Annotated in this window: 22 protein-coding genes; 12 read left to right on the top strand and 10 right to left on the bottom strand. The window is 65.9% G+C overall.

Translation table 11 applies throughout. The features are described from left to right. Positions 1–13: 13 nt before the first annotated feature. Positions 14–838 carry an RDD family protein gene (locus ACSE4D_RS01740; protein WP_436326563.1) on the bottom strand — a complete coding sequence of 275 codons (825 nt, stop codon included), beginning with the start codon at positions 836–838 and terminating at the stop codon, positions 14–16. A gap of 67 nt (positions 839–905) precedes the next feature. On the opposite strand from ACSE4D_RS01740, the gene ACSE4D_RS01735 reads away from it, so the two are divergent. Beyond that, a complete protein-coding gene (locus ACSE4D_RS01735) occupies positions 906–1,904 on the top strand; it encodes a stage II sporulation protein M (RefSeq protein ID WP_436326562.1) in 999 nt (332 codons plus the stop codon). Positions 1,905–1,972: 68 nt separating this feature from the next. On the opposite strand, the gene ACSE4D_RS01730 is transcribed toward ACSE4D_RS01735, so the two are convergent. From ACSE4D_RS01730 to ACSE4D_RS01710, 5 genes are read right to left on the bottom strand one after another with little or no spacing between them, the layout of a single operon-like run. Continuing rightward, positions 1,973–3,259: a DUF58 domain-containing protein gene (locus ACSE4D_RS01730; RefSeq protein ID WP_436326561.1), complete on the bottom strand. Its 1,287-nt coding sequence runs from the start codon at positions 3,257–3,259 to the stop codon at positions 1,973–1,975. Further along, positions 3,260–4,345: an AAA family ATPase gene (locus ACSE4D_RS01725; protein ID WP_436326560.1), complete on the bottom strand. Its 1,086-nt coding sequence runs from the start codon at positions 4,343–4,345 to the stop codon at positions 3,260–3,262. Continuing rightward, positions 4,342–5,595 carry a DUF4350 domain-containing protein gene (locus ACSE4D_RS01720; RefSeq protein ID WP_436326559.1) on the bottom strand — a complete coding sequence of 418 codons (1,254 nt, stop codon included), beginning with the start codon at positions 5,593–5,595 and terminating at the stop codon, positions 4,342–4,344. Before ACSE4D_RS01720 ends, ACSE4D_RS01725 begins: the two co-directional genes overlap by 4 nt. Next, on the bottom strand, positions 5,592–6,293 hold the full coding sequence (locus ACSE4D_RS01715; RefSeq protein WP_436326558.1) for a DUF4129 domain-containing protein: 702 nt from the start codon (positions 6,291–6,293) through the stop codon (positions 5,592–5,594). Before ACSE4D_RS01715 ends, ACSE4D_RS01720 begins: the two co-directional genes overlap by 4 nt. Beyond that, positions 6,290–7,357 (bottom strand): hypothetical protein, encoded by a 1,068-nt coding sequence (locus ACSE4D_RS01710; protein ID WP_436326557.1) that lies wholly within the window; start codon positions 7,355–7,357, stop codon positions 6,290–6,292. Before ACSE4D_RS01710 ends, ACSE4D_RS01715 begins: the two co-directional genes overlap by 4 nt. Before the next feature lie 116 nt (positions 7,358–7,473). Between ACSE4D_RS01710 and mtrA the strand changes: the two genes are divergently transcribed. From mtrA to secA, 7 genes are all read left to right on the top strand, one after another. After that, positions 7,474–8,154, top strand: coding sequence for an MtrAB system response regulator MtrA (mtrA, locus tag ACSE4D_RS01705; RefSeq protein ID WP_135538143.1), 681 nt, complete (start codon positions 7,474–7,476; stop codon positions 8,152–8,154). After that, positions 8,151–9,977 carry an MtrAB system histidine kinase MtrB gene (gene mtrB / locus ACSE4D_RS01700; RefSeq protein WP_436326556.1) on the top strand — a complete coding sequence of 609 codons (1,827 nt, stop codon included), beginning with the start codon at positions 8,151–8,153 and terminating at the stop codon, positions 9,975–9,977. The genes mtrA and mtrB overlap by 4 nt, the downstream gene beginning before the upstream one ends. Then, complete coding sequence (locus tag ACSE4D_RS01695) at positions 9,974–11,698, top strand: LpqB family beta-propeller domain-containing protein (RefSeq protein ID WP_425119473.1); 1,725 nt, start codon at positions 9,974–9,976, stop codon at positions 11,696–11,698. The genes mtrB and ACSE4D_RS01695 overlap by 4 nt, the downstream gene beginning before the upstream one ends. Before the next feature lie 43 nt (positions 11,699–11,741). Further along, positions 11,742–12,464, top strand: coding sequence for a ComF family protein (locus ACSE4D_RS01690; protein ID WP_135538147.1), 723 nt, complete (start codon positions 11,742–11,744; stop codon positions 12,462–12,464). Positions 12,465–12,530: 66 nt separating this feature from the next. Beyond that, positions 12,531–13,199 (top strand): ribosome hibernation-promoting factor, HPF/YfiA family, encoded by a 669-nt coding sequence (gene hpf, locus ACSE4D_RS01685; protein ID WP_135538148.1) that lies wholly within the window; start codon positions 12,531–12,533, stop codon positions 13,197–13,199. A 98-nt stretch (positions 13,200–13,297) separates the two neighbouring features. Next, complete coding sequence (locus tag ACSE4D_RS01680; protein ID WP_135538150.1) at positions 13,298–14,539, top strand: winged helix-turn-helix domain-containing protein; 1,242 nt, start codon at positions 13,298–13,300, stop codon at positions 14,537–14,539. 54 nt (positions 14,540–14,593) lie between these two features. Then, positions 14,594–17,284 (top strand): preprotein translocase subunit SecA, encoded by a 2,691-nt coding sequence (gene secA, locus ACSE4D_RS01675; protein ID WP_436326555.1) that lies wholly within the window; start codon positions 14,594–14,596, stop codon positions 17,282–17,284. A gap of 18 nt (positions 17,285–17,302) precedes the next feature. On the opposite strand, the gene ACSE4D_RS01670 is transcribed toward secA, so the two are convergent. Both ACSE4D_RS01670 and ACSE4D_RS01665 read right to left on the bottom strand, forming a co-directional pair. Beyond that, on the bottom strand, positions 17,303–17,692 hold the full coding sequence (locus ACSE4D_RS01670) for an Rv3235 family protein (protein WP_436326554.1): 390 nt from the start codon (positions 17,690–17,692) through the stop codon (positions 17,303–17,305). A gap of 92 nt (positions 17,693–17,784) precedes the next feature. Continuing rightward, positions 17,785–18,591 carry a LysM peptidoglycan-binding domain-containing protein gene (locus tag ACSE4D_RS01665; protein ID WP_436326553.1) on the bottom strand — a complete coding sequence of 269 codons (807 nt, stop codon included), beginning with the start codon at positions 18,589–18,591 and terminating at the stop codon, positions 17,785–17,787. 149 nt (positions 18,592–18,740) lie between these two features. Here ACSE4D_RS01665 and ACSE4D_RS01660 point away from each other — a divergent pair, with 149 nt between their 5' ends. Further along, a complete protein-coding gene (locus ACSE4D_RS01660; protein WP_436326552.1) occupies positions 18,741–19,256 on the top strand; it encodes a hypothetical protein in 516 nt (171 codons plus the stop codon). Positions 19,257–19,293: 37 nt separating this feature from the next. On the opposite strand, the gene ACSE4D_RS01655 is transcribed toward ACSE4D_RS01660, so the two are convergent. Continuing rightward, a complete protein-coding gene (locus ACSE4D_RS01655) occupies positions 19,294–19,515 on the bottom strand; it encodes a helix-turn-helix domain-containing protein (protein ID WP_135538160.1) in 222 nt (73 codons plus the stop codon). A 141-nt stretch (positions 19,516–19,656) separates the two neighbouring features. Here ACSE4D_RS01655 and ACSE4D_RS01650 point away from each other — a divergent pair, with 141 nt between their 5' ends. From ACSE4D_RS01650 to ACSE4D_RS01640, 3 genes are read left to right on the top strand one after another with little or no spacing between them, the layout of a single operon-like run. Then, the gene (locus ACSE4D_RS01650) at positions 19,657–20,304 is read left to right on the top strand and encodes a hypothetical protein (RefSeq protein ID WP_436326551.1); all 648 of its coding nucleotides are present in this window, start codon (positions 19,657–19,659) and stop codon (positions 20,302–20,304) included. After that, the gene (locus ACSE4D_RS01645; protein WP_436326550.1) at positions 20,301–21,524 is read left to right on the top strand and encodes an AAA family ATPase; all 1,224 of its coding nucleotides are present in this window, start codon (positions 20,301–20,303) and stop codon (positions 21,522–21,524) included. Before ACSE4D_RS01650 ends, ACSE4D_RS01645 begins: the two co-directional genes overlap by 4 nt. Before the next feature lie 18 nt (positions 21,525–21,542). After that, positions 21,543–22,028, top strand: a complete 486-nt coding sequence (locus ACSE4D_RS01640; protein WP_436326549.1) for a DUF6912 family protein — start codon at positions 21,543–21,545, stop codon at positions 22,026–22,028. Positions 22,029–22,041: 13 nt separating this feature from the next. Here ACSE4D_RS01640 and ACSE4D_RS01635 read toward each other — a convergent pair whose 3' ends face one another. Continuing rightward, complete coding sequence (locus ACSE4D_RS01635; protein WP_436326548.1) at positions 22,042–22,506, bottom strand: DUF2505 family protein; 465 nt, start codon at positions 22,504–22,506, stop codon at positions 22,042–22,044. Positions 22,507–22,547: the final 41 nt, after the last annotated feature.

The following is a 22,547-nucleotide window of genomic DNA, read 5'->3' as shown; positions in this document are numbered from 1 at the left end:
GCTGGCGGCTCGCTCAGCGGCGGTGGAGGCTCAGGCCGTGGGGGAGCGTGTCGACCCCGGCTCTGAACTTCTCCGCCCGGGCCGCGCGCTGCCGGAGCGTGTCGACTTCGGCGGCGCGGATTCGGTGGATGACCGCGGACAGGAACTGTTCGGGGAAGGTTCCCTCCGGTGGTGCCGGCGCGACATAGGGGTTGAGTTCGGTGGCGAGTTCGATCGCCCGCTGCCATCTCGATTCGTTGCCGAGCTGCGGCGCCATGGCGAGGAACTGGACGATGCGCCGGTGCAGGCCCGCGGGCACTGCGGACACGTCCGTGCGGGCCAGCCACGCCTGCAGCTGCGGTGCCACATGTGTGTGCATCGGCGGAGGCGGAGCGCTGCGTTCGCTCACCGCCACGGTGCCGGCCAGATAATCGCCGAGGCGCTTCGCCTGAGGTGAGACGAGCCCGGACAGAGCGGCGATACCGCCGCCGGTGGACAGGATCTCGAAGGGCCACAGCAGTGCGCGGATGAACGAATGACGCAACCGCACGGCGCCGCCGTCGTCGCGGACGATGCGCAGCCCGAGGATGAGCTTTCCCAGCGACCGGCCGTGGCTGAGCACCTCGACGAGCATCGGCAGCAGCACGAACACGGACACCGTCATGATGGTCATGATCGAGGCCAGCAGCAGCCCATTGACGTCGAGCGCGGCCAGCAGCAGCCAGAACGTGGCGATGAGCAGCCCGATGTTCACGAGGGAATAGACGATGTAGTCGATGAGGCAGCTCAACGCGCGTGCCGCCAACGCGGCTGGCTGGACGTTGAGTTCGACGGCTTCACTGGTGACCAGAGTACTCACCGGTCCATCGTGTCATATCCAGTCGAGAAATCGTCATGAGGCATGCGGTCTCCGATAGAGTGGAGGCATGGATCCGAACCTTCTGGCCGAGCTGCATGGCGATGACTGGCAGGAGCTGTCGGCACTGGCGAAGAAGAACACGCTGACCCCCGATCAGACGACACGGTTCCTCGACCTCTACCGGGCGGCGTCGAAGGATCTCTCTCGGATCATGACCGTCGCCCCGGACTCGCTCGAAGCCGCCCGGCTCTCCGCGATCGTCCACCGTTCCCGCAACCATCTGTCCTCCGTACCGAGCGGGGGACTGTCGGGTCTGTCGCGTTTCTTCGTCATCAGCCTGCCGCTGTCGCTGTACCGCCTGCGCTGGGATTTCGTCATCGTGGCCGCGGCGTTCCTCGCCGTCGCCGTCGTCTCCGGAGTGTGGGCGGGAATGCACCCGGAAGTGCTCGAGACCTTCGGCGACCGTGAGTTCCGCAGACAGTTCGCCGAACACGATTTCGTCGACTACTACAAGGAGAACCCGAACGGATTCTTCGCGGTGGGCGTGTGGACGAACAATGCGTGGATCGCCGTCCAATTCGTCCTCCTGGGCATCACCGGCGTCTATGTCGTCGCCGGACTGTTCTCCAACGCGATCAACGTCGGCTTCTCCGGCGCCATGATGTTCGAGTTCGACCGAGCGTCAGACTTCTTCCTCTACATCCTGCCGCACGGGATCCCCGAGATCAGCTGCATCATCCTCGCCGCAGCCGCCGGCCTGCGACTCTTCTTCGCCTGGGTCGTGCCGGGGCCCCGACTCCGTCGTGACAAGCTCGCCTCCGAAGCCCGGTCGCTGCTCATCGTCGCCGGCGGACTCGTGATTCTGCTCTTCGGTTCGGGCCTCATCGAGGGGTTCGTGACTCCGAACCCGATTCCGCCGGTGCTCAAGATCGCCATCGGAGTCCTCTACACCGCGGCCGTCGTCCTCTATGCCCGGCACTTCGGCAAACGCGCGGCCGAGGCCGGACTCAGCGCCGATCTCGACGAACATCAGGCCGGTTATTCCGTCATCTCCACCGACCGTTAGAACACCCGGTCAGCGGCCGCCGACGGGTCCGTGTGAGCTGGCAGATGAGTCCGGGGCCGGGAACCGGTTCACAGGCCCCCGGTGACCTTGAGCCGGATGTAGAGGTCGGCCAGGGCACCGGGAAGATCCTCCGGTGCGGCCTGCACCGAGGACACACCGAGCCCACGCAGACGGGTCCGCAACGAGGTCGTCGTCAGCAGCTCCGCCTCGGCGGCGGCCGCGGTGTAGATCTCCTCGGCATCACCGCGAGCCTCGGCGAGGACACGCAGGGAAGGATCCTCGACACTGGCCACGACCACCCGGTGACGGCTGGTCAGGGTGGGCAGGACCGGCAGAATGTCGTCGGCGAGCGTCGACTCATCGAGCTGCGTGACCAGCACGACGAGCGCCTGCTGACGAGCCGTGGCCAGCACCGAGGCGGTGATCGACTCCCAATCCGCGTCGAAGAGCTCCGGATGCACCGGGGTCAATACCACCGACAGGTCATGGACCGGGTCGTGGGCGCGTCGGCTCGAGGCCATGGCGCGCACCCGGGCATCGGCGACGATGACATCGACGCGGTCGCCTGCTCCGGTGGCCAGGGCGGTGAGCAGCAGAGACGCTTCGAGGGCCGCATCGAAGACCGTACCCTCACCGCAGCGGCGGGCGGCGAAGCGGGAGGAGTCGACGACGATGACGACCCTTCGGTCCTTCTCCGGTCGCCACGTCTTGACGACGAGATCCTGAGCGCGGGCACTGGCCCGCCAGTCGATGGAGCGCACATCATCACCGTCGACATAGTCGCGCAGCGAATCGAACTCGGTGCCCAGGCCGCGGATCATCACCGCGGACCGGCCCTCGAGCTCACGCAGCTTCTGCGTCTTCGACGGCAGTTCCCGGCGAGAGGCGAACGGGGGCAGCACACGGACTTCGGCGGGGACCTCGATGCTCTTCTGGCGGGCGATGAGACCGAGCACGCTGCGGCTGCGCACCGTCACCAGATCGGCCGGCAGGGCTCCACGCCTGACCGGCAGCAGTGCTGTGCGCACCTCGGCCTCCTCGCCGGGCGCCAGGTCATGATGTGAGCGGGTCCTCACCGCTCCGGCGCTCGGCGCCCACGCGTCACGGACGTCCAGTCGCAGTCGCCGCGGCGAATCGTTGATCAGCGTCAGCGTGCTGTGGGTCCCGGCGCCGAGGCGGACGAGGGGGCCCGGTGTGCGCTGCAGCCGCAGATCATGGATACGGGGGACGAGGAAGAAGTCGAGGACTCCGACGATGATGAGCACCCCGATCACGATGAGCCCCATCGTCCAGGTGGGCACGAGGAGGATCGGAACGAGACCGAGGAGAGTGAGCAGGAACAGCCGGGCGGTCATTCAGCGCGGAACTTCGGTGGTGGCGATGATCGAATCGAGGACCTGATTGACGTCGAGGCCGTCCATCTGCGCCTCGGGCCGCAGGATGACACGGTGACCGAGCGTCATATGCGCCAGTGCCTTGACATCGTCGGGGGTGACGTAGTTCCGTCCGCTCAGCCACGCGTGGGCGCGGGCGGCTCCGAGCATCCTCGTCGCTCCTCGGGGGGAGACACCCAGCGCCAGGGACGGGGCCCGGCGGGTGGCGCGGGCGAGATCGACGACATAGGTGATGATCTGCGGCGCGATGTATATTCCCGCGATGGCCTCACGGGCGCCGGCGATGAGGTCGGCGTCGACGACCGGGCGCAGGCCCGCCGCCGAGAGCTCGGCGGCATCGAAGCCGCGAGCGTGGCGCTCGAGGATCTCGAACTCGTGTTCACGTTCCGGCAGGTCGAGGACGAGTTTGAACAGGAACCGGTCGAGCTGGGCTTCCGGCAGCGGATAGGTGCCTTCGTATTCGACGGGGTTCTGCGTGGCGGCGACGAGGAACGGTTCGGGCAGCCGGCGGGGACGACCACCGACGGACACCTGGTGCTCCTCCATCGCTTCGAGCAGCGCCGACTGGGTCTTCGGCGGGGTGCGGTTGATCTCATCGGCGATGAGGATGTTCGTGAACACCGGTCCGGGACGGAACGAGAAGTCAGCGGCCGAGGCGTCGAAGACCAGCGAACCGGTGACATCGCTGGGCATGAGGTCAGGGGTGAACTGGACGCGTGAGCTCTCGAGGGAGACGGCGGCGGCGAAGCTGCGCACGAGGAGTGTCTTGGCGACTCCGGGCACACCTTCGAGGAGGACGTGTCCCTGGCTCAGCAGAGCGATGAGCATTCCGGTGACCGCTTGGTCCTGACCGACGACGGCTTTGGCGATCTCGGTGCGCACACCGGTGAAGGCCTCGCGCAGCGGATCCGGTCCCGGCGCAGTCACCTGCTGGGCGGGGGCCTCGCCACCGACCGGGGTCTGCGGAGCAGGGGGCGTGTCCGGTGCGGGGGCCTCCGGGGCAGCGGGAGTCTGGGGTGCGGAGTTGTCCTGCGGCGACTGGGTCATGGGATCTCACTTTCGATCTGGGTGAGTTGATGGACGAGGTCGGTGAGTTCGGCATCCGTACGCACAGGAGCCGAGACGAAGACATGATGGAGCAGAGCCGGATCCGCCCCGGTGGTTGCGGCGATGCGGTCGAGGATGTCCGGCATGCGGGCATCGGGGCTCAGCGCCAGACGTTTGGCGATCCTCAGCAGCGCCGCTGTGCGCAGAGTGTGCAGAGCACCGGCACGGTCGTGGCTGCGGGAGCTCAGGGCAGCACGGCCGTGGACTGTCTCCACAGCGGGCACGATCGCGGGCAGTCGCTCGACGGCCAGGGGGCCGAACCTCCGCCCGAGGACGAGGAGGAGGACGAGCGTGCAGGGGATGAGCCACAGGGCACCGGCGAGGAACCACCTGGGCACGTAGTCGATGAGCGACGGCGGCGGTTGCTCATCGGCGTCGAACTGCGGGTAGTACACGACGAGATGGTCGGTCTCCGACAGCGTCGAGAGGGCGAGGGCGGCGTTGCCCTCTTCATCGATGTGTTCGTTCGTCACCCACTCCGGATTGCCGATCACGGTCAGGGGGACCGGACCACCGGTATCGGTGACGAACTGTCCGCGTGCGGATCCGGGAGCCACCTCGGCGCCGTCGACCTCCGTCACACCCGGGCCCGCGAACGGGTAGCACGCGGTGATGCCGTCGGTGCCCTTCGCCGTTTCGGCGTATTCCATCTCACCGGTGGTCACGGTGCCGGCGGCACGGGCACTCGGGGCCGAACAGTCCGGTTGTGACACCGGGTCCGGGGTGCTCAGCGGACTCCCATTGTCATTGACGGTGATGCGGTCGGTGAATGAGGCGACGTTCGCGCCCGGGTCGACGAGCGCGAGCCGATTGGCGTGCTTGCGCAGAGTGAATTCGAACCCGTTGATGTCCCCGGCCGACAGGGCATCGGTGTTGGCGGGGATGAGCAGGGTCGTATCGGGACGTGCGGCTGCGGTGCGTGCCGTCTTCTTGTCCTCGGTGGTGGTCACCTCGACGCCGTGGGCGCGCAGCGTCTCGACAAGAGCCTTCGTCCCGCTCCGCGAGGTCGAATCAAAGTGGAGGGGCTCGTCGACTTCGTCATCGGTTGTGAGGACCATCATCGCGATGACGACGATGAGGATGACGATGGCCGCTGTGATCCAGACTCCGACCGAACGCATCCGGGTGCCGAAGGGGATGCGGGTGCTCGAACGGGTGCCGCGGGTGGCCACATCCAGCTGTGCGCTCATGCCGGTGCCTCCTGCCTGTTGCGGACCGGCAGCGCGCTCAGGCTCCGGTCGAGAGCGCACTGCTGCGCGTAGACCGCGGACAGGTCTCGGTCCGGTCGCGACCGCTGTGCGGTCCTCTGTCCGTAGAGGAGGTCGTTGAAGACCTCAGCGACGCGGTGCAGGTCCGGGCCGTGGTCGGGCAGGGCCGCCTCGGCGTCGTGGGCGATCTCATTGGCCGTCGCCGAGGACTCCAACGACACGATCTGCTTGACCGAGAGGATCGCGAAGATCGCGCGGGACTCGTCGATGACCGCAGTCTCGAAGTCTCCCGCGGCCGCGGCCCGGGCCGCGCTCTCGCGCCACGGACCGGGTTCGGGCAGGGACACGACCGGGTCGAAGGCCGACAGCGGGAGGCCGGTGCGGCGGAACCCGGCACGGCGGATGCGCCAGATGATGAGGGCGATGATCGCGATCACGGCGAGCACGACGAGGAGCAGCAGCCACGGCGAATTCGCCCCCAGCGCGGCGCTGACGAGGGAATCCCACAGCGAGGACAGCCACTGGCCGATCTGCTCGAGCGGGGTGAGGTCGTTGGCCGCGTATTCCTGCTTCGACAGTTCATGTTCGACCCATTCGCGGCCGGTCCTGCGGTCGATGCTCGCCGAGGCGGCGCTGAGCTGGGCCACCGAGACCGCGGTGGTGAAGAGGCTGCCGGTCATCGCTCCTCCTCACTGCGGATGAGGACGAGGTCGAGACCTTCGGTGCGCATCTGCTGGTCGAAGTAGCAGACCGTGACGAGGCAGGAGAAGTAGGCGAAGAGCACGGCTGAGGAGATCAGCGTCAGAGCCAGCAGCAGACCGCCGGCGACGACTCCGAGGACGAGCTGTGCGGTGTCGTTGCCCTCCGTCGTGGCGAAGCCGAGGCCGACGGCGATGGAGATGACGAAGACCAGCGGTGAGATGACGAGCTGGACGAGCTGATTCGACAGGAAATAGCCGAGCGCCAGCTGACCGAGCAGCCTCCAGTACCCGCGCGATGTCAGCGCCCACGACCGGCGGATCCCGGCGCGCACATTGAGATCCTCGACGACGATCGATGCGCCGAGGAAGGACAGGCGCAGATTGATCCACAGGAGTGCGAGCAGCCACAGCAGCACGGCGATTCCGGCCCAGACGAAGGCGAGAACCGGAGAATCGATGAGAGCGAACAGAGCGGTGGGGGCGGCGAGGGCGAGCAGCAGGCCGAGGTTGATCGCCGACATGAGCACGGTCGCTGAGACCAGGCGCAGCCGACGGCCGGCTAGGGCCTTCCACGCCTCGGACAGGGTGGTCCTGCGTGCTCCGAAGGAGGCGCGGGTGCCGGTGGCGATGAGTCCGGAGAGCAGATGTGCCAGTCCGAGGCTGAGCAGGCTGAGAGCAGCCGATCCCAGCTGGGCGAGGGCGAGGAAGCCGGAGAGGGCCTCGTCGTTGCCGCTGAGATCGTAGAGGAACGGCAGGAACTGCACGGCGACGAATGTGCCGATGGCGGTGAGCAGAAGGCTCCAGAGCGTGAAGACGATGAGGGAGGAGCCGATGCTCAGCCCCGGCGCGAATCGCAGCAGCCGAAACCCGGAATCGAGTGCCTCGATGAAGGTCAGCGGACGTTTGGGCAACAGTCCGCGAGGCGGCGGAGGCGCCCAGCTGTGATGCGGGGCGGATGCGGTGCGGGCCTGCCATCGGCCGGTGTGCCAGTCGACCTCCGAGGTCCATGCATTCGAGCGTCCCATCACTGCCAATCCTGCCATGATTCTCCTGTTCGTGCCGAGCAGAGGCCACGTGATGACCGAGGTGGTCGGCTCGGCCCGATAGGGTAGGAGTGTCGGGAACGAAAGAACAGGCGAACATAAGGGACAATGGGAGCATGAACGCTCGAATCCTCGTAGTTGATGATGACACGGCTTTGGCCGAAATGATCGGAATTGTGCTCAAAAGTGAAGGCTTCGAGCCCTTCTTCTGTGCCACAGGCGACCAGGCGTTCGAGGAGTTCCAGAAGGTCAGCCCGGACCTCGTCCTCCTCGACCTGATGCTGCCGGGCAAGGACGGTCTCGAAGTCTGCCGAGAGATCCGCGAGGTGTCCTCGGTGCCGATCATCATGCTCACGGCGAAATCGGACACCGTCGACGTCGTCCTCGGTCTCGAATCCGGTGCCGACGACTATGTGCCGAAGCCATTCAAACCCAAGGAGCTCATCGCCCGTGTCCGTGCCCGCCTGCGGATCTCCGAACCGCAGGCCCCGGAGCTGCTGACCGTCGGCGATGTCGTCGTCGACGTGGCCGGCCACACCGTGACCAAGGGCGGTTCCCCGGTATCGCTGACTCCCCTCGAATTCGATCTGCTGGTGGCCTTGGCCCGCAAACCCTGGCAGGTGTTCTCTCGTGAGACTCTCCTCGAAGAGGTCTGGGGCTACCGTCATGCCGCCGACACTCGACTGGTCAACGTGCACGTGCAGCGGCTGCGGTCGAAGATCGAACGCGACCCAGAGAAACCCGACATCATCGTCACTGTCCGCGGCGTCGGCTATAAGGCCGGCAGAGCCGCGTGAGTTCCGGGTCGGCAGCGGGCGGGCCCATCCGCACCGCGGCCTCGGCACTGCGAACGTTCTGGAGTTTCATCCTTCGATCGTTCAGCCACTCCCTGCAGGTCAGGATCGTCGCTCTCACCATCGTGCTCACTTCGGTGGCGATCTTCGGAGTCGGCACCTATATGTCCCAGCAGATCGCCCGCGGCCTCTTTGACACCCGTCTGGACTCTCTGTCCTCACAGGCCCGGTCGATCCTTTCCGAGCTGCGTTCTCTGGCTCCCGTCGATGGTCAGGCGGTGACTCAGGACACCCTGTCTTCGCAGTTGTCGTCGATCTACAACCGTTCGGCCGGGTCGGTGTATTCGCTGACACTGGAGCCGAAGGAACCGAACTCCTCGTTCACCACGATCACCGCCGGCGTCGCCGAGGAGGACGGGGAAACGGCGAAGGTGCCCGTCACCGACGAACTGCGCGAAGCCATCCGCAAAGCCCCGACCGATGACAAGCTCTACCAATCAGTGAGTCTGCCGGACGGCAACGGCCCCGGACTGCTCATCACCCAGGAGCTGCAGATCCCGGGCGCCGGCCAATTCCAGCTCTATTACCTGGGCGATCTCAGCGAACAGCAGGACACCCTGAACTTCGTGCAGAGGTCGATGTTCGTCGCCGCACTCGTCCTCGTCGTCCTCGTCGGTGCCGTCGCCTGGATCGTCACACGCCTCGTCGTCACCCCTGTGCGCACGGGGGCCGAAGTCGCCCGCCTCATCGCCGACGGTGACCTCGACGAACGCATGCCCGTGCACGGCAACGACGAGATCGCGGTGCTCGGTGAGAGCTTCAACGACATGGCCGACACTCTGCAGCATCAGATCGAGCAGATGGAACGGCTGTCCGTGCTGCAGCGTCAGTTCGTCTCCGACGTCTCGCACGAACTGCGCACACCGCTGACGACGATCCGCGCCGCCGCGGACCTCATCTACGACTCGCGTGACGAACTCGACCCCGTCACCGCCCGCAGCGCCGAGCTGCTGAACTCGCAGGCCGAACGCTTCGACAATCTGCTCTCCGACCTGCTCGAGATCTCCCGCTACGATGCCGGTGCCGCAGCGCTCGTGGCCAAACCCGTCGACATCGGGGCCATCGTCACCTCCGTCATCGAGACGGTGTCGATGGTCGCCGAGCAGATGTCGACGGGCATCGTCGTCCACGCCCCGTCCTCGCCGGTGATGGCCGAGGTCGACCGGGTGCGCATCACCCGCATCGTGCGCAATCTCGTGGTGAATGCGATCGAGCATGGTGAGGGCAACCCGATCGACATCTATGTCGCCTCCAATGCCGAGGCCGTCGCAGTCAGCGTGCGCGACCACGGTGTGGGCATGAACTTGGAACAGGTCGAGCATGTCTTCGACCGGTTCTGGCGCGCCGACCCGGCCCGCAAACGCACCCTCGGCGGTTCCGGGCTGGGCTTGGCGATCTCACTCGAGGACGCTCACCTGCACAGCGGGTGGCTGCAGGTCTGGGGCAAACCCGGCGAGGGGTCCTGTTTCCGTCTGACGATTCCGCGTCGCCCGGATCAGGAGATCACCTCCTCACCGCTGCCGCTGCCGCCCCGCGATGCGCAGATCCAGGGTGCCGCCCTCGTCGCCGGTCCTCTGTCTTCCGATGGATCCGTGCGGATCCAGACCGGGTCGATCCCGATCGTCGTTGAAACCGATCAGACGATGGCCGCCGAGGACGAACAGCAGGACACCGATGCCGCCGAGGCGGCGGATTCCGATGAGGACGACAACCGCCTCGGCGACGCCGCCGAGACCGATGGCGAAGGCGAAGGAGGCCGATCATGACATCGCTGCAGTCACGAAGGTTCCGCATGCGGACGATCTTGGTCTCCGTATTCGCCTCTCTTGCCCTCGTCGGCTGCTCGTCGATCCCGACCTCCTCACCGGTCGGCCACATCGAAGACGATTCGGGGGATCCCGGGGCCAGCAATGCCCGCATCCCCGACGGGCCTGAACCCGGCGACAGCATTTCGGAGATCGTGCGCGGATTCCTCGCCGCGGGCGCGGGAACCGGCAACAACTTCTCCGTCGCCCGTTCCTTCCTCACCGAGGCCGAGGCGCAGGAGTGGAGTCCGCAGGAATCCGTATCGGTGCTGCCCAACGACACGGACATCGATTCCTTGAACCAAGAGGTCACCTCCGACCAGAAGACCCTGAGCATGTCGGCCCCGGTGGTCGGCCTCGTCGACTCCTCCGGCGTGTACAACTCGACGAAACCCGGCACCCAGTCGACTCTGGAGTTCTCGCTGCGGCAGGAGAACGGCGAATGGCGGATCTCCTCGGCCCCGGACGGCCTGCTCATCAGCCAGTCCGATTTCCGCACGATCTTCCTCAACTACTCGCTGCAGTTCTTCACCTCCGACTACTCGTATCTCGTCCCCGACTCCCGGTGGTTCCTCCGCTCCTCATCGACCCCGACTGCGCTGATGAACGAACTGCTCAGCGGGCCGGCCCCGTATCTGTCGGGCGCGGTGATCACCGCTGTCCCGGACGGCGCGAAGCTCAGCGAATCGAACGTCGTGACGATCGAGAACGGGGTCGCACATGTGTCGTTGGGACCGCAGAGCCCCGCCCTCTCGGACCGGGAGAAGGGGCTGATCCGCCAGCAGATCTCAACGACTCTTCAGGTCATCCCCTCGGTCTCGAGCATCGAACTGAGCATCGGCGGGCAGACGATCTCTGCGAGCCTGCAGCCGAAGACCGACACGTCCATCCAGGTCGACGGTCCTCCCGTGGTGCTCGCCGACAACCGGCTCTCCCGGGTCTCGGGCACCACCGTGGCCAAGGTCGAGAACAGTCCGAACCTCAAGGGGAAGAAGGCCAGCGATCCTGCGGTCTCGCTCGATGATTCCCTGTACGTGTACCTGCAGAACGAGCGCCGGGAACTCATGCGGTTGAAATCTGACGCGGTCGACGCCACCCCGATCCTCGAGGGCAGACAGCTCGTGCGTCCGAGTATCGACCGGTTCAACATGACGTGGACCGGGGAAGCCAAGAACAAGGGAGAGCTCAAGGCGGTGGGCCGTGACGGCAAGGTCTTCACCGTGGCCGTGGACTTCCTCTCCGGCAGGCAGCTCGCCGACGTCGAAGTCTCCCGCGACGGCACCCGAGTCGCCCTGCTCAGTCGCCACAAGGGGGAACCGGACCGCATCGACGTCGTGGGCATCCCCCGGGACAAGGCCGGCAATCCGTCCGGCCACGCTTCCGAGACCCCGATCTCGGTAGGCGCGAACTTCGACGAGGTCAAGGACGTCTCCTGGGCCGGTTCGACCAATCTGGTGGCTCTGGCGGCCGAAGAGGGCGACTCCGCGCAGCCGTTCCGCATCGGCGTCACCGGTCCCTCGGAGCAGCTCGGTGAGGTCTCCGGCGGAAGCCGTATCGCCGGTGGCGCCGATGGCCGCTCGATCCTGGTCACCGGCTCCGAGGGGGCGCTGTATTCGTATAACTCGAATGCGTGGCAGAAACTCGTCGATGTTGCGGCGAAGGATCCGTCCTACCCCGGCTGACCGCTGGGCCCGTGGGGTTGCGGGCGCATAGTAGATTGCTCCCATGGGGCTGCTCGAGGAGGTCGGCGAACTGCTCCTGCCCCGACGGTGCGCCGGATGCGGGCGGGAGAACGTCTCGCTGTGTACGAGTTGCCTGCAGCTGCTCGGCGGAATCCCGCGGGCGATGGAGCCGCGCTACGGTCAGATTCCGATCGTCGGCGTCTGCGAATACAACTCGCGCATCTCGCGGATGGTCGTCGGATATAAGGACGGAGGCCGCCGCGACATCCTCGATCCCCTGGCACTGGCCCTGAACCGCTCGGTCGTCGCGGCCCTCGACCTCATCGGCTACAGGGGAGGGGCGATCAGACTCTTCCCGGCCCCAAGCTCAGCTCGTGCCAGGCGTCGTCGCGGCGGTTCCCATACCGCCGCTCTGGCGCGGAGGGCGCAGGAGCTGGCCCCGGAGCTGCCGTTGGAAGTCCATGACGTGCTGCGGGCCGAACGGTCCCGGGACCAGGTCGGGCTCGGAGCGAAGGAGCGGTCGAAGAACGCCTCTCGCACCCAGCATCTCGATGCGGTGGAACTGGAGATCATTCGGTCATCCGAACCGCGTGACCGGCGGCGGGCCGCCTCGGCGGACATCCTCGTCGATGACTTCTCCACGACCGGTGCGACCTTGGCAGAAAGCGCACGATTATTAGCATCGGTGCAGATCAGACCCGCTGCAGGAGCCGTTCTCGGGCTCGGCCGCGGGGGCACTCGATTTGTCTCTCCCTTTACTGTATAACGGTGTTTACCCATCCAAGGGCATGGGATCGGATGAATCCGACGAGCGAGTCGCTAAGGACACATCATGGACATCGTTGTCAACGGCCGTCAACTGACCATCTCCGACAGCTTTCGAGCCCACATCGAGGACAAGATCGCGAAGGTCGAACAGCTCGCTCCCCGAGCTCAGCGCGTCGAAGTGCACGTCACCCACGAGAAGAACTCCCGCCAGCCCGAGACGAGCGAGAGGGTTGAACTCACCGTGGTGGCGAAGGGGCCGGCGATTCGGGCTGAGGCCATGGCCAGCGACAAATACGCGGCCCTCGATCTGGCATGGGCCAAGCTCGTCGAGCGGCTGAGGCGCGCCAGAGATCGGCACAAGGTTCCGCGTTCGGGTCACCACCGCAAGGAATCCACCGCCGAAGCGTTGGCGAAGATGCCGATTGCCGAACCGCTGATTCCCGACCCTGACGCCGACTCTTCGGCCGCGGCAGACGATCAGCCGACGAACGTCGACAAGACGAACGGTCGGATCAAGGCCGAGGGCGATTCGCCGGTGGTCCTGCGGGAGAAGACCTTCACCGCCGCACCGATCGGCATCGAAGAGGCCCTCAACCGGATGGAGCTCGTCGGTCACGACTTCTACCTGTTCATCGATGAGGAGTCGAGCAAGCCCTCCGTCGTCTACCGCCGCAAGGGCTGGAGCTACGGAGTCATCGCCCTCGACCGCGAACTCGAAGAAGCAGCCGACTAACCTCCCCTATTACTACCCGACGGCGGCCCAGCAACCTCGCGCGAGGTTGCTGGGCCGCCGTCACGTAGTAATAGGGGAGGGGAATGTAGCGTGGGATCATGCAGAAGATGACACGCGCGCAGGCACGCAGGACTGCCATCGCGGCGGCCGGACTCGACCGGCCGCGACCGCAGCGGGTCACGGCTCGCCACCTGAGATCAGTCTTCGCCACGATGGGGCTGACCCAGATCGACTCCGTGGCGCGCGTCGTCCGCTCCCATTACCTTCCATTCTTCTCCCGCCTGGGACCGTACCCACGCGAGACGCTCGACCGCCTGTTCTATTCCTCGCCGAGGATGGGCGTCGAATACTGGGCCCATGCGGCGGCGTTCGTGCCCCCGCAGACGTGGAACCACTTCGCACGCAACCGCGCCGAGTGGTGGCGCAACGACTACGGACAACGGCACCCCGAATCCGGTGCCGCCTTCCGTGGGCTGCAGACCTCCGTGCTCGACGTGCTGGCCGCAGGACCGAAGACGGCGCGCCAGGTCTCCGAACTCGTCGACCATGATCTGCCCGAACGGCACCGGGGGCACTGGGGCTGGAACCCCAGCCAGGTCAAACTCGCCCTCGAGGCGCTGTTCGCCGGAGGCGTGATCAGCGCCTCCGGGCGCAATGATCACTTCGAACGGATCTACGCACGCACGAAACACGTGTCCCCGGAACTGCCCGAGATCCCCTTGGCCTTCGGGACCCCTGAGAACCCGGACCTCGGCCTCGACCCCGTCGCTTCCCGTCAGCGGGGAGTCTCCGGCGTCGACAACGACGTCCTCGCCCTGACCCGCACCGCCTCACGTGCTTTGGGAATCGCCCGTCCCGACGATATCGCGGACTACTTCCGACAGCTGCGCGCACCCACCGACACCGCCATCGCGGAACTGCTTGCCACTGGTGAACTGCGCGAAGTCGAGGTCGACGGCGTCACCGCCCTGCGCTGGCATGAGGCACGCACCCCGCGCACAGTGGACGCGCGAGCACTGTTGGCTCCCTTCGACCCACTCGTCTTCTACCGGCCGCGCATCGACTGGCTCTTCGACTTCCACTACCGCATCGAGATCTACACCCCCGCTCCGCAGCGCGTGTACGGCTACTATGTGACGCCGTTCCTCCTCGGTGATCGGCTCGTCGGCCGCGTCGATCTGCACCGGGACCGTGCGGCGGGCACCCTGCGTGCACACCGGGTGACATGGGAGCCGGGGGAGGAGCACACAGCGGAGCTCGTCCAAGAGCTCCAGGCGATGGCCACATGGCTGGGCCTGAGCGGAGTGGACCTCGAAGGCACTCACCTGCCATTAAGCTAGAGACTATACAGTCGTTCGAGTTGTTGTCCGGCAGTCATGCCGATTAGGAGAAAAGTGGCTAATTTCCTCGAGAAGCTTCTGCGCACAGGTGAAGGCAGAACTCTGAAGAAGCTCCGCCGATACACGGATGCCATCAATGAGCTGTCCGACGAGTTCAGCGAGATGTCCGACACTGAGCTGCGTGAGGAAACCGGCAGGTTCAAGGAGCGCTACAAGGACGGAGAGAGCCTCGACTCCCTGCTGCCCGAAGCCTTCGCCGCCGTGCGCGAGGCCTCGAGCCGCACCCTGGGCCTGCGTCACTTCGATGTCCAGCTCATGGGCGGCGCCGCTCTGCACCTGGGCAACATCGCAGAGATGAAGACCGGTGAGGGCAAGACCCTCGTGGCCACCGCGCCGGCGTACCTCAACGCACTGACCGGGGACCCGGTCCACATCATCACGGTCAACGACTATCTGGCCACCTACCAGTCCGAGCTCATGGGCCGTGTGTTCCGCTTCCTCGGTATGGAGACCGGCTGCATTCAGGCGAACATGCCTTCGGACCAGCGCCGGAAGCAGTACGCTGCGGACATCACCTACGGCACGAACAACGAATTCGGCTTCGACTACCTGCGCGACAACATGGCCTGGTCAGCCGACGAACTCGTCCAGCGCGGACACTCCTTCGCCATCGTCGACGAGGTCGACTCGATCCTCATCGACGAGGCACGCACCCCACTGATCATCTCCGGCCCGGCCGAAGGCGATGCGAACCGCTGGTACGGGGAGTTCGCCAAGGTCGTCAAGCGGCTGAAGACCGATCGCGATTACGAAGTCGATGAGAAGAAGCGCACCGTCGGCGTGCTCGAACCCGGCATCGAACGTGTCGAAGACTACCTGGGCATCGGCAACCTCTACGACGCGGAGAACACTCCGCTCATCAGCTTCCTCAACAACGCCATCCGCGCCAAGGAGCTGTTCAAGAAGGACAAGGACTACGTCGTCCTTGACGGCGAAGTCCTCATCGTCGACGAACACACCGGCCGTGTGCTCAAGGGCCGCCGCTACAACGAAGGCCTGCACCAGGCCATCGAGGCGAAGGAGAACGTCCAGGTCCAGGCCGAGAACCAGACCCTGGCGACGATCACTCTGCAGAACTTCTTCCGCCTCTACGACAAACTCTCCGGCATGACGGGTACGGCAGAGACCGAGGCCGCGGAGTTCATGTCGACGTACAAGCTCGGTGTGGTGCCGATCCCCACGAACAAGCCGATGCAGCGTGTCGACCAGTCGGACTTCGTCTACAAGAACGAGGTCGCGAAGTTCGCCGCCGTCGTCGACGACATCGTCTCTCGACACGAGGTCGGCCAGCCGGTCCTCGTCGGCACGACGAGCGTGGAGAAGAGCGAATACCTCTCCAAACATCTGGCCAAGCGCGGGGTCAAGCACGAAGTCCTCAACGCAAAGAACCACGCTCGGGAAGCCTCGATCGTGGCGCTGGCCGGGCGCAAGGGCTCGGTCACCGTGGCCACGAATATGGCCGGTCGAGGCACCGACATCATGCTCGGCGGCAATGCGGAATTCCTCGCTGTCGCAGAGATGGAGCGGCGGGGTCTTGATCCGGTTGAGAACGAGGACCAGTACGAAGCCGAATGGCAGGACGTGCTCAAGGAGGCGGAGAAGAAGGTCAAGGCCGATGCGGAGGAGGTCGTCGAACTCGGCGGCCTCTACGTGCTCGGCACCGAACGCCACGAATCCCGCCGCATCGACAATCAGCTGCGCGGACGCTCCGGACGTCAGGGCGATCCGGGCGAATCCCGCTTCTACCTGTCGCTGACCGACGACCTCATGCGCCTGTTCGGTTCCGGCGCCGCCGAACGCATCATGGCCACGGCCAATGTGCCCGATGATGTGCCGCTGGAGTCGAAGATGGTCAGCCGCGCCATCCTCTCCGCCCAGTCGCAGATCGAACAGCGCAACGCCGAACAGCGCAAGAACGTCCTCAAATACGATGACGTACTCAACCGTCAGCGCACCGTCATCTACGACGAACGTCGCCGCGTCCTCCACGGAGCCGACCTCAAAGAGCAGGTCGCGAACTTCCGCGAAGAGATCATCGACGCCTACGTCGCCCAGGCGACGAGAGGACCGGTCGAGGACTGGCAGGTCGACGAACTCTTCGAAGCCCTCGGCAAGATCTATACTCCGTCGATCACCTCCGAAGACCTCGCCGAGGAGGTCGGCGGACTCGGCAACCTCACGAAGAATCGACTCAATACGGAGATCCAGTCGGACCTCGAAGTCTTCTACTCCCAGCGAGAGGAAGAACTCGGTGAGGATGCGACCCGCGAACTCGAACGCCGTGTCGTGCTCTCCGTCATCGACAAACGCTGGCGCGAGCACCTGTACGAAATGGACTACCTGAAGAACGGCATCGGACTGCGCGCGATGGCGCAGCGTGATCCGCTGGTGGAATACCAGCGGGAGGGCTTCGACATGTTCACCACCATGCAGGATGGGATCAAGGAGGACGTCGTCCGCCTCACCAATACGCTCAAGGTCCAGGTCAGCTCCTCACCGGCGGAGTCCGGGGACGACTCCGAGGTCGAAGTCGACGCCGAGGAACTGCGGCATACGACCCCGAAGATGCAGCTGTCGGCCCCATCGGAGAACGGCTCCTCCTCGATCTCCGAATCCGAGGACGACGACGAGCCGGCTCCGGCCAATCGGGCCGAGCGACGCGCGAAGAAGAGGGCCAAGAGCTGACTTAGGGGCGCGCAGACTTCACATCGTCTGCAGCGCCGTCAGCGTCCACCGGGTGGTGAGCAGCTCCAAACGGACTGCCACCGCCCGGATGCGGTTCGGGCTGCGGACGATGACCGTGACTTCGGCGATCCCGGGACTCACCTGGCACACATGTGCCCTCCCCGGCTGCACCGCCGGCTGCGCGCCGAGACCGCTGGCCGGATGTCGCGGCGCCACCTCTGCGCGCAGCTGAGCGCGGTGATCGATCTTCGCCAGCAGTTCGGGATCGACCCAGCGGGCGATCGTGTCGCTGCGTCGGACTCCGGCGAGGACTTCGAGGCAGGCCACCGCCAACGAGGCGGCCGTGGCCGCTATCCGCTGCCGTTCGTCCACGGACTCATCGTCATGTCCGCTGACCCGTGCGCTCACCCTGCGTCCCGATGGGGACGTGGACAGCGGTAAGGAGTTCCGCCGGGGCGCAGCTTGCGGCGCCTGCGGACGGGTGAGAGTGAGCGGGGCGGTCATGGCTGAATCTCCAATCTCTGACCTGCGATGATGAGGCTCGGGTCGGGCCCGATGATCTCGCGGTTGGCGGTATAGACGTCGTCGACAAGCTGCGGGGTGTCCTCTGGGGCATCGACGAGTTCGGCGGCGATCGACCACAGGCTCTCCCCGGGCTCGACCACGTGCACAGTCGGCGAGGGGGCTGCAACATCCGGTCGTGATTCGGGATCCTCGGCAGCAGCGGGATCGTGCACGTCGTCGGCGGGTTCCCGGTGGTCGGTTCGCGGTGGTGCAGACGGATCCTCAGGCGGAGCAGCGGCTTCTTTCGGAGGTTCGGTGGGCCAGGCCGGATCATGCAGCTCGTCGTCCGCGGGCGAATCGCCATCGGAGTACTCACCATCGGCGGCCGAGGCGCCGCCTTCGACAGTCGGCCATGCGGGATCGGCGGGCGCAGCGGTCGCCGTGTACGGGCCCGCCGCGGGCATCGCGTCTCCGAGGTCTCCGGCGACCGGAGCGGCCTGCGCGGCATGGACGACGAGACCGGCCGACACTGCGGCGAGCACGCTCGAAGCGAGAAGCCGCGGCATCGCTCTGACGAGGCAGTCCGCCAGGAGCGCCCTGAAGCGGCCGGAGGGAAGGATCCGCAGCAGCAGGGTGAGGAGGGAGACGAGGCCGAGACGTGAGAATGCCACAGCGGCGGCGCCGATGATGGTGATGACGACGAGATCATTCGTCGTCCGCGGCTGAGGCAGCTGTGTCCACGCGGTGCAGAGTGAACCGAGCAGAACCAGCCAAGACCCTGCGCATGCGATCAAGAGATACATCTAGACATCCTCCATTGGATATTGATTCCAATGATGTCGTTAGATGTTATTTGCTGTCAATAGATCACGACTAACTACACGACTGTAGTTCTCACGCGCTTCGTTCCGGCTCTTGAATGTCGACTACAGCTGGGGCAGGCTTAGCGATTATGGATGATCGCATCGATGCACTCCTGGCGGACGTCGAAGCCGCCGAGACCGCCGCCGAACGGCATGCCAGAAGGGGAGAGTTCGGTGACGAAGTAGCCGCTCAGGCCGCCGAGCGAACACTGCTGGAAAGGATCAGAGGGGCGCTCGGGCAGGCGGTGCAGGTGGTCCTGCCGGGGCGGGAGATCGCGGGCACGGCCGACTTCCTCGGTCGGGACATCCTTGTCGTCGACGGAGCCGAGGCCTCCGTCATTGCGATCAACTGGATCCGCGGGCTGCGGGCGGACTCACGTGTCCACCGCATCGAGGCGGGAGGGCTCGAGCGCTTGGGTCTGGGATCGGCGCTGCGCCGCTGGGCGGCAATGCATGAGGAAGTGGCGATCGACGTCGCAGACCGTCCCGGGCCGACACGCGGACGCTGCATTTTCGTCGGTGCCGACTATGTCGAGATCGCGGGCCGGATCGTCCCGTTCGCCGCGATCACCGCCGTCCACGCCCGAACCAACCCCTTCGGGTGAGTCGGCTGTGGAACTTGGGGTACGGGCAGAGTTGGAGTCAGTCCTCGATCGAGCCGGTCTTGATCTGGTGCTCGGTGCGCTCGTACATGCGCTGGATATAAGCCTCGATCTCCGACTTCTCGACCCGCCATTGGCCGCGGCCGCCGACCTTGATCGCACGGAGGTCGCCCGAGCGGACCAGGGCCCTGGCCTGAGCGATCGAGACATTGAGCAGTTCGGCCACATCGGTGAGCGGCAGGAAGCGGTTTTCGACGACCATGTGGTGACTTCTCCCATTCCAGATGTCTGTCTGCTTGTTGATTCACTTTGCCAAAAACATTGCTTTGGCATCATTTGATGCCTAATACTATCACTGAGAAACAGTTTCTGTCAGCGAAACTTCCGCGAATCTGGAGATGCAATGGAGCTCTCGAAACGAATCCGCCGCCCCAAATGGACCGACACCCGGCTTCTTGCGGGCGCGATGCTCGTCGTCCTCGCCGTGGTCGGCACCTATCTGCTCATCACCTCGGCGAATTCCACCACCCGCGTCTGGGCAAGCGCTCATGCTCTCGTCCCCGGTGAGGTCCTTGATGCGACGGACCTCAGGGTGGCCGAGGTCAATCTCGCGGATATCGGCAGCAAATACCTTTCGGCGGATGAGGCCCTGCCTGCAGGGACGAGCGTGCGCAGCGTCGTGGCCGCGGGGGAGCTGTTGGCAGCCTCGACGGTCGCGCCACTGACGGAGCTCGAAGGCCGTGTCGTCGCCATCGATGTCGCCGGCTCCGTCCCCAGCGTCGTCGCCGCGGGAAGCCTCGTCGATGTGTGGGCGCAGCCGGAGCAGAACGGCCTCGACGATGACGGGAGCGCGCCGCGTCAGCTCGTCGAATCCGCGCCCGTCGCCCACATCACGCGAGACGTGGGCAGCTTCGGAGTCGGCGACGGAGCGCGCATCGAGGTCTTCGTCGGGACCGGGCAGCTCTCCGACGTGCTTGCCGCCCTCGACGGACGCAGCGTGCTCTCCGTGGTGGGGGCGCCCGCGGCGGTCGCGGCAGACAGTGGGCAATGATGACTCAGGTCCTGCTCGCCGTCGACTTCGAATACGACCTCATCCTCTTCGAACTCCTCAGCGACATCGACGACGTCACCATCGTCGCCCGTCCCGCCGACGAGGTGGAGCTGCTGGCCCACTGTCGGACCGGCAGCGCCGAGGTCGTCATCATCGGCCGCTACTTCCCGGGGCTCGATGCCGAGGTGGTCGCTGCTGTCGCGGCCACGGGGGCGAAGGTCCTCGGCTTCGGTGATGATGCCGACGCGCTTTCCGGGCTGGGCATCACCGTCCGGGTCGGCACCGACGTCGATGCGGCCGCTCTGGCCACGGCGCTCGACGATCTCCGCGCCTCCACCGTCGTTCCTCCACGACCGACAGCGCCTCCCGGCCCGGTCGGAGGACAGGGGAGGATCATCGCGGTGTGGGGGACCGGCTCTTCGCCGGGGCGGACCCTCACCGCGGTCAACCTCGCCGACCAGGCCTCCCGCCTCGGCCGACGCTCCGTCATCGTCGACGCCGACACCGTTTCGGGGATGGTCGCAGCCACGCTCGGGCTGACCGAGGAATCCTCGCATCTGGCCAGCCTGTGCCGGGCGCAGTCCGATCGGTCCGTCCACCTCGACGGGCATTCCGTGCCCCACGCCGTGGTCCGGGAGGACTTCCACGTGATCACGGGACTGACGAAGCCCGAGCGATGGCCGGAGATCCGAGCGTCAGTGCTCGAGGCCGTGCTTCATCGGCTCGCGAGGCTCTACGACCTCGTCGTCGTCGACGTCAGCGACCGAGTCGATCCCGATGACGAGATGGCCGACCCCTTCTACGACCGGCATTGCGCCACCCGGGCGGCGCTCGAGGCGGCCGATGTCGTTCTCGTGCTCGCTGCAGGAGAGCCGATCGGTCTGCAGCGTCTGGTCAAGCTGCTGGGCACGCCGCGGGCAGAGGAGCTGCGGGAGAAGGTGCGTCTGGTGATCACGAAGCTGCGACCCGGCGCGGTCGGTCATCCGCCCGAGGCGAGGATCCGCGAGGTCCTCAACCGCTTCGTCCGCGTCACCCCCGACTACGTCCTCAGCGATGATCGGGCCACCGCCGATGCCGCAATGCTGGCGGGCAAGACCCTGCACGAGCAGAATCCGCGCTCCCTCCTCTGCCAGGAGATCGCGGCCATGGCCGAGGATCTGCTGCCCGGCCGCAAACGGAGGCAGGGCAGCAGGCCCGGCAGATCCAGGGTCCGATTGTGACGGGACTAGGATGAGGGCATGGCCATCCGCTGCTACATTCCGACCACCCTGAGCGCGCTGCGCACTGGACTGACCGACATTCGGGCTGTTGCCCCCGATGAGCACGGCCGCAGCCTGCGCGGCGAGGAGTTCGAGACCGCCGAATTCGACGCCATGTGCATCGCCGCCGCTCTCGCCTCCAGCGCGGCATTCGGTACCGAGGAGTCCGGATCCGCAGTTCCCCTCGCCGAGGCGGGGCCCGCGGCCCGTGTCATCGTCGCCTACGATGCACCCGAGTCCAGCTCACGCCACCGGCTGACCGACGGATTCGAACTCATCGGCATCGACACCCTCGACATGTCCGCAGTCGCCAGCTTCCACCTCGACGAGGAAGCGGTCTGGGACGAAGCCGTGGAACTCGCCCGAACTGCGGGTGCGCAGGCGGCGGAGGACCGCCTCGGCGAGTCGGATCTGCTGTGGTACGACGTCACGGAACTGGATCAGCTCCTCGCCGAGGAAGGCTGAGTCGGAGTCGACTTCAGAGGGTTTCGAAACGGCGGAGACGCTCGCTCAGCCGCTTGTCCAGGATCGGCACCACGGCCTGTTCGATCATCGACCCGAACATCGGGATCGACGAGCTGATCTCAGCGTGCGCCGTCAGCTTCGTCTCCGAGTTCACCTGCCTGAGTTCGATCACGGCGTCGATCTCCACGGGAACCCCGGCGGCACGTGCGGACATTCGGATCTCCGCCTCATCGCCGAGGACGTCTCCGGGGATCATGTAGACCTCGACGAGCTCGGTCTCATTCGGCAGGCGGGAGGCCAAGGCCGCGGGAAGTTCGCCTTTGGGCATCGGAGTCCGCACGGTCATCTCGGTGTCGGGATCGATGTGCTCCGAGCTGGCCCGGGATCCGAGCTTCTCCCAAGAGCCGACGTCGGCGAGTTTGGCCAGGAATGTCAGGAGGTCGACCGAGTAGTCATGATTGAGGGTCAGAGTTCGCATAGCTCCAGTTTGCCAGCGAATGAACGGTACACCACATCAGG

Source organism: Brevibacterium sp. FAM 27836, from assembly GCF_051351055.1.
In the GTDB taxonomy this organism is placed as follows: domain Bacteria; phylum Actinomycetota; class Actinomycetes; order Actinomycetales; family Brevibacteriaceae; genus Brevibacterium.
This window is presented reverse-complemented; position numbering and strand designations above follow the sequence as displayed.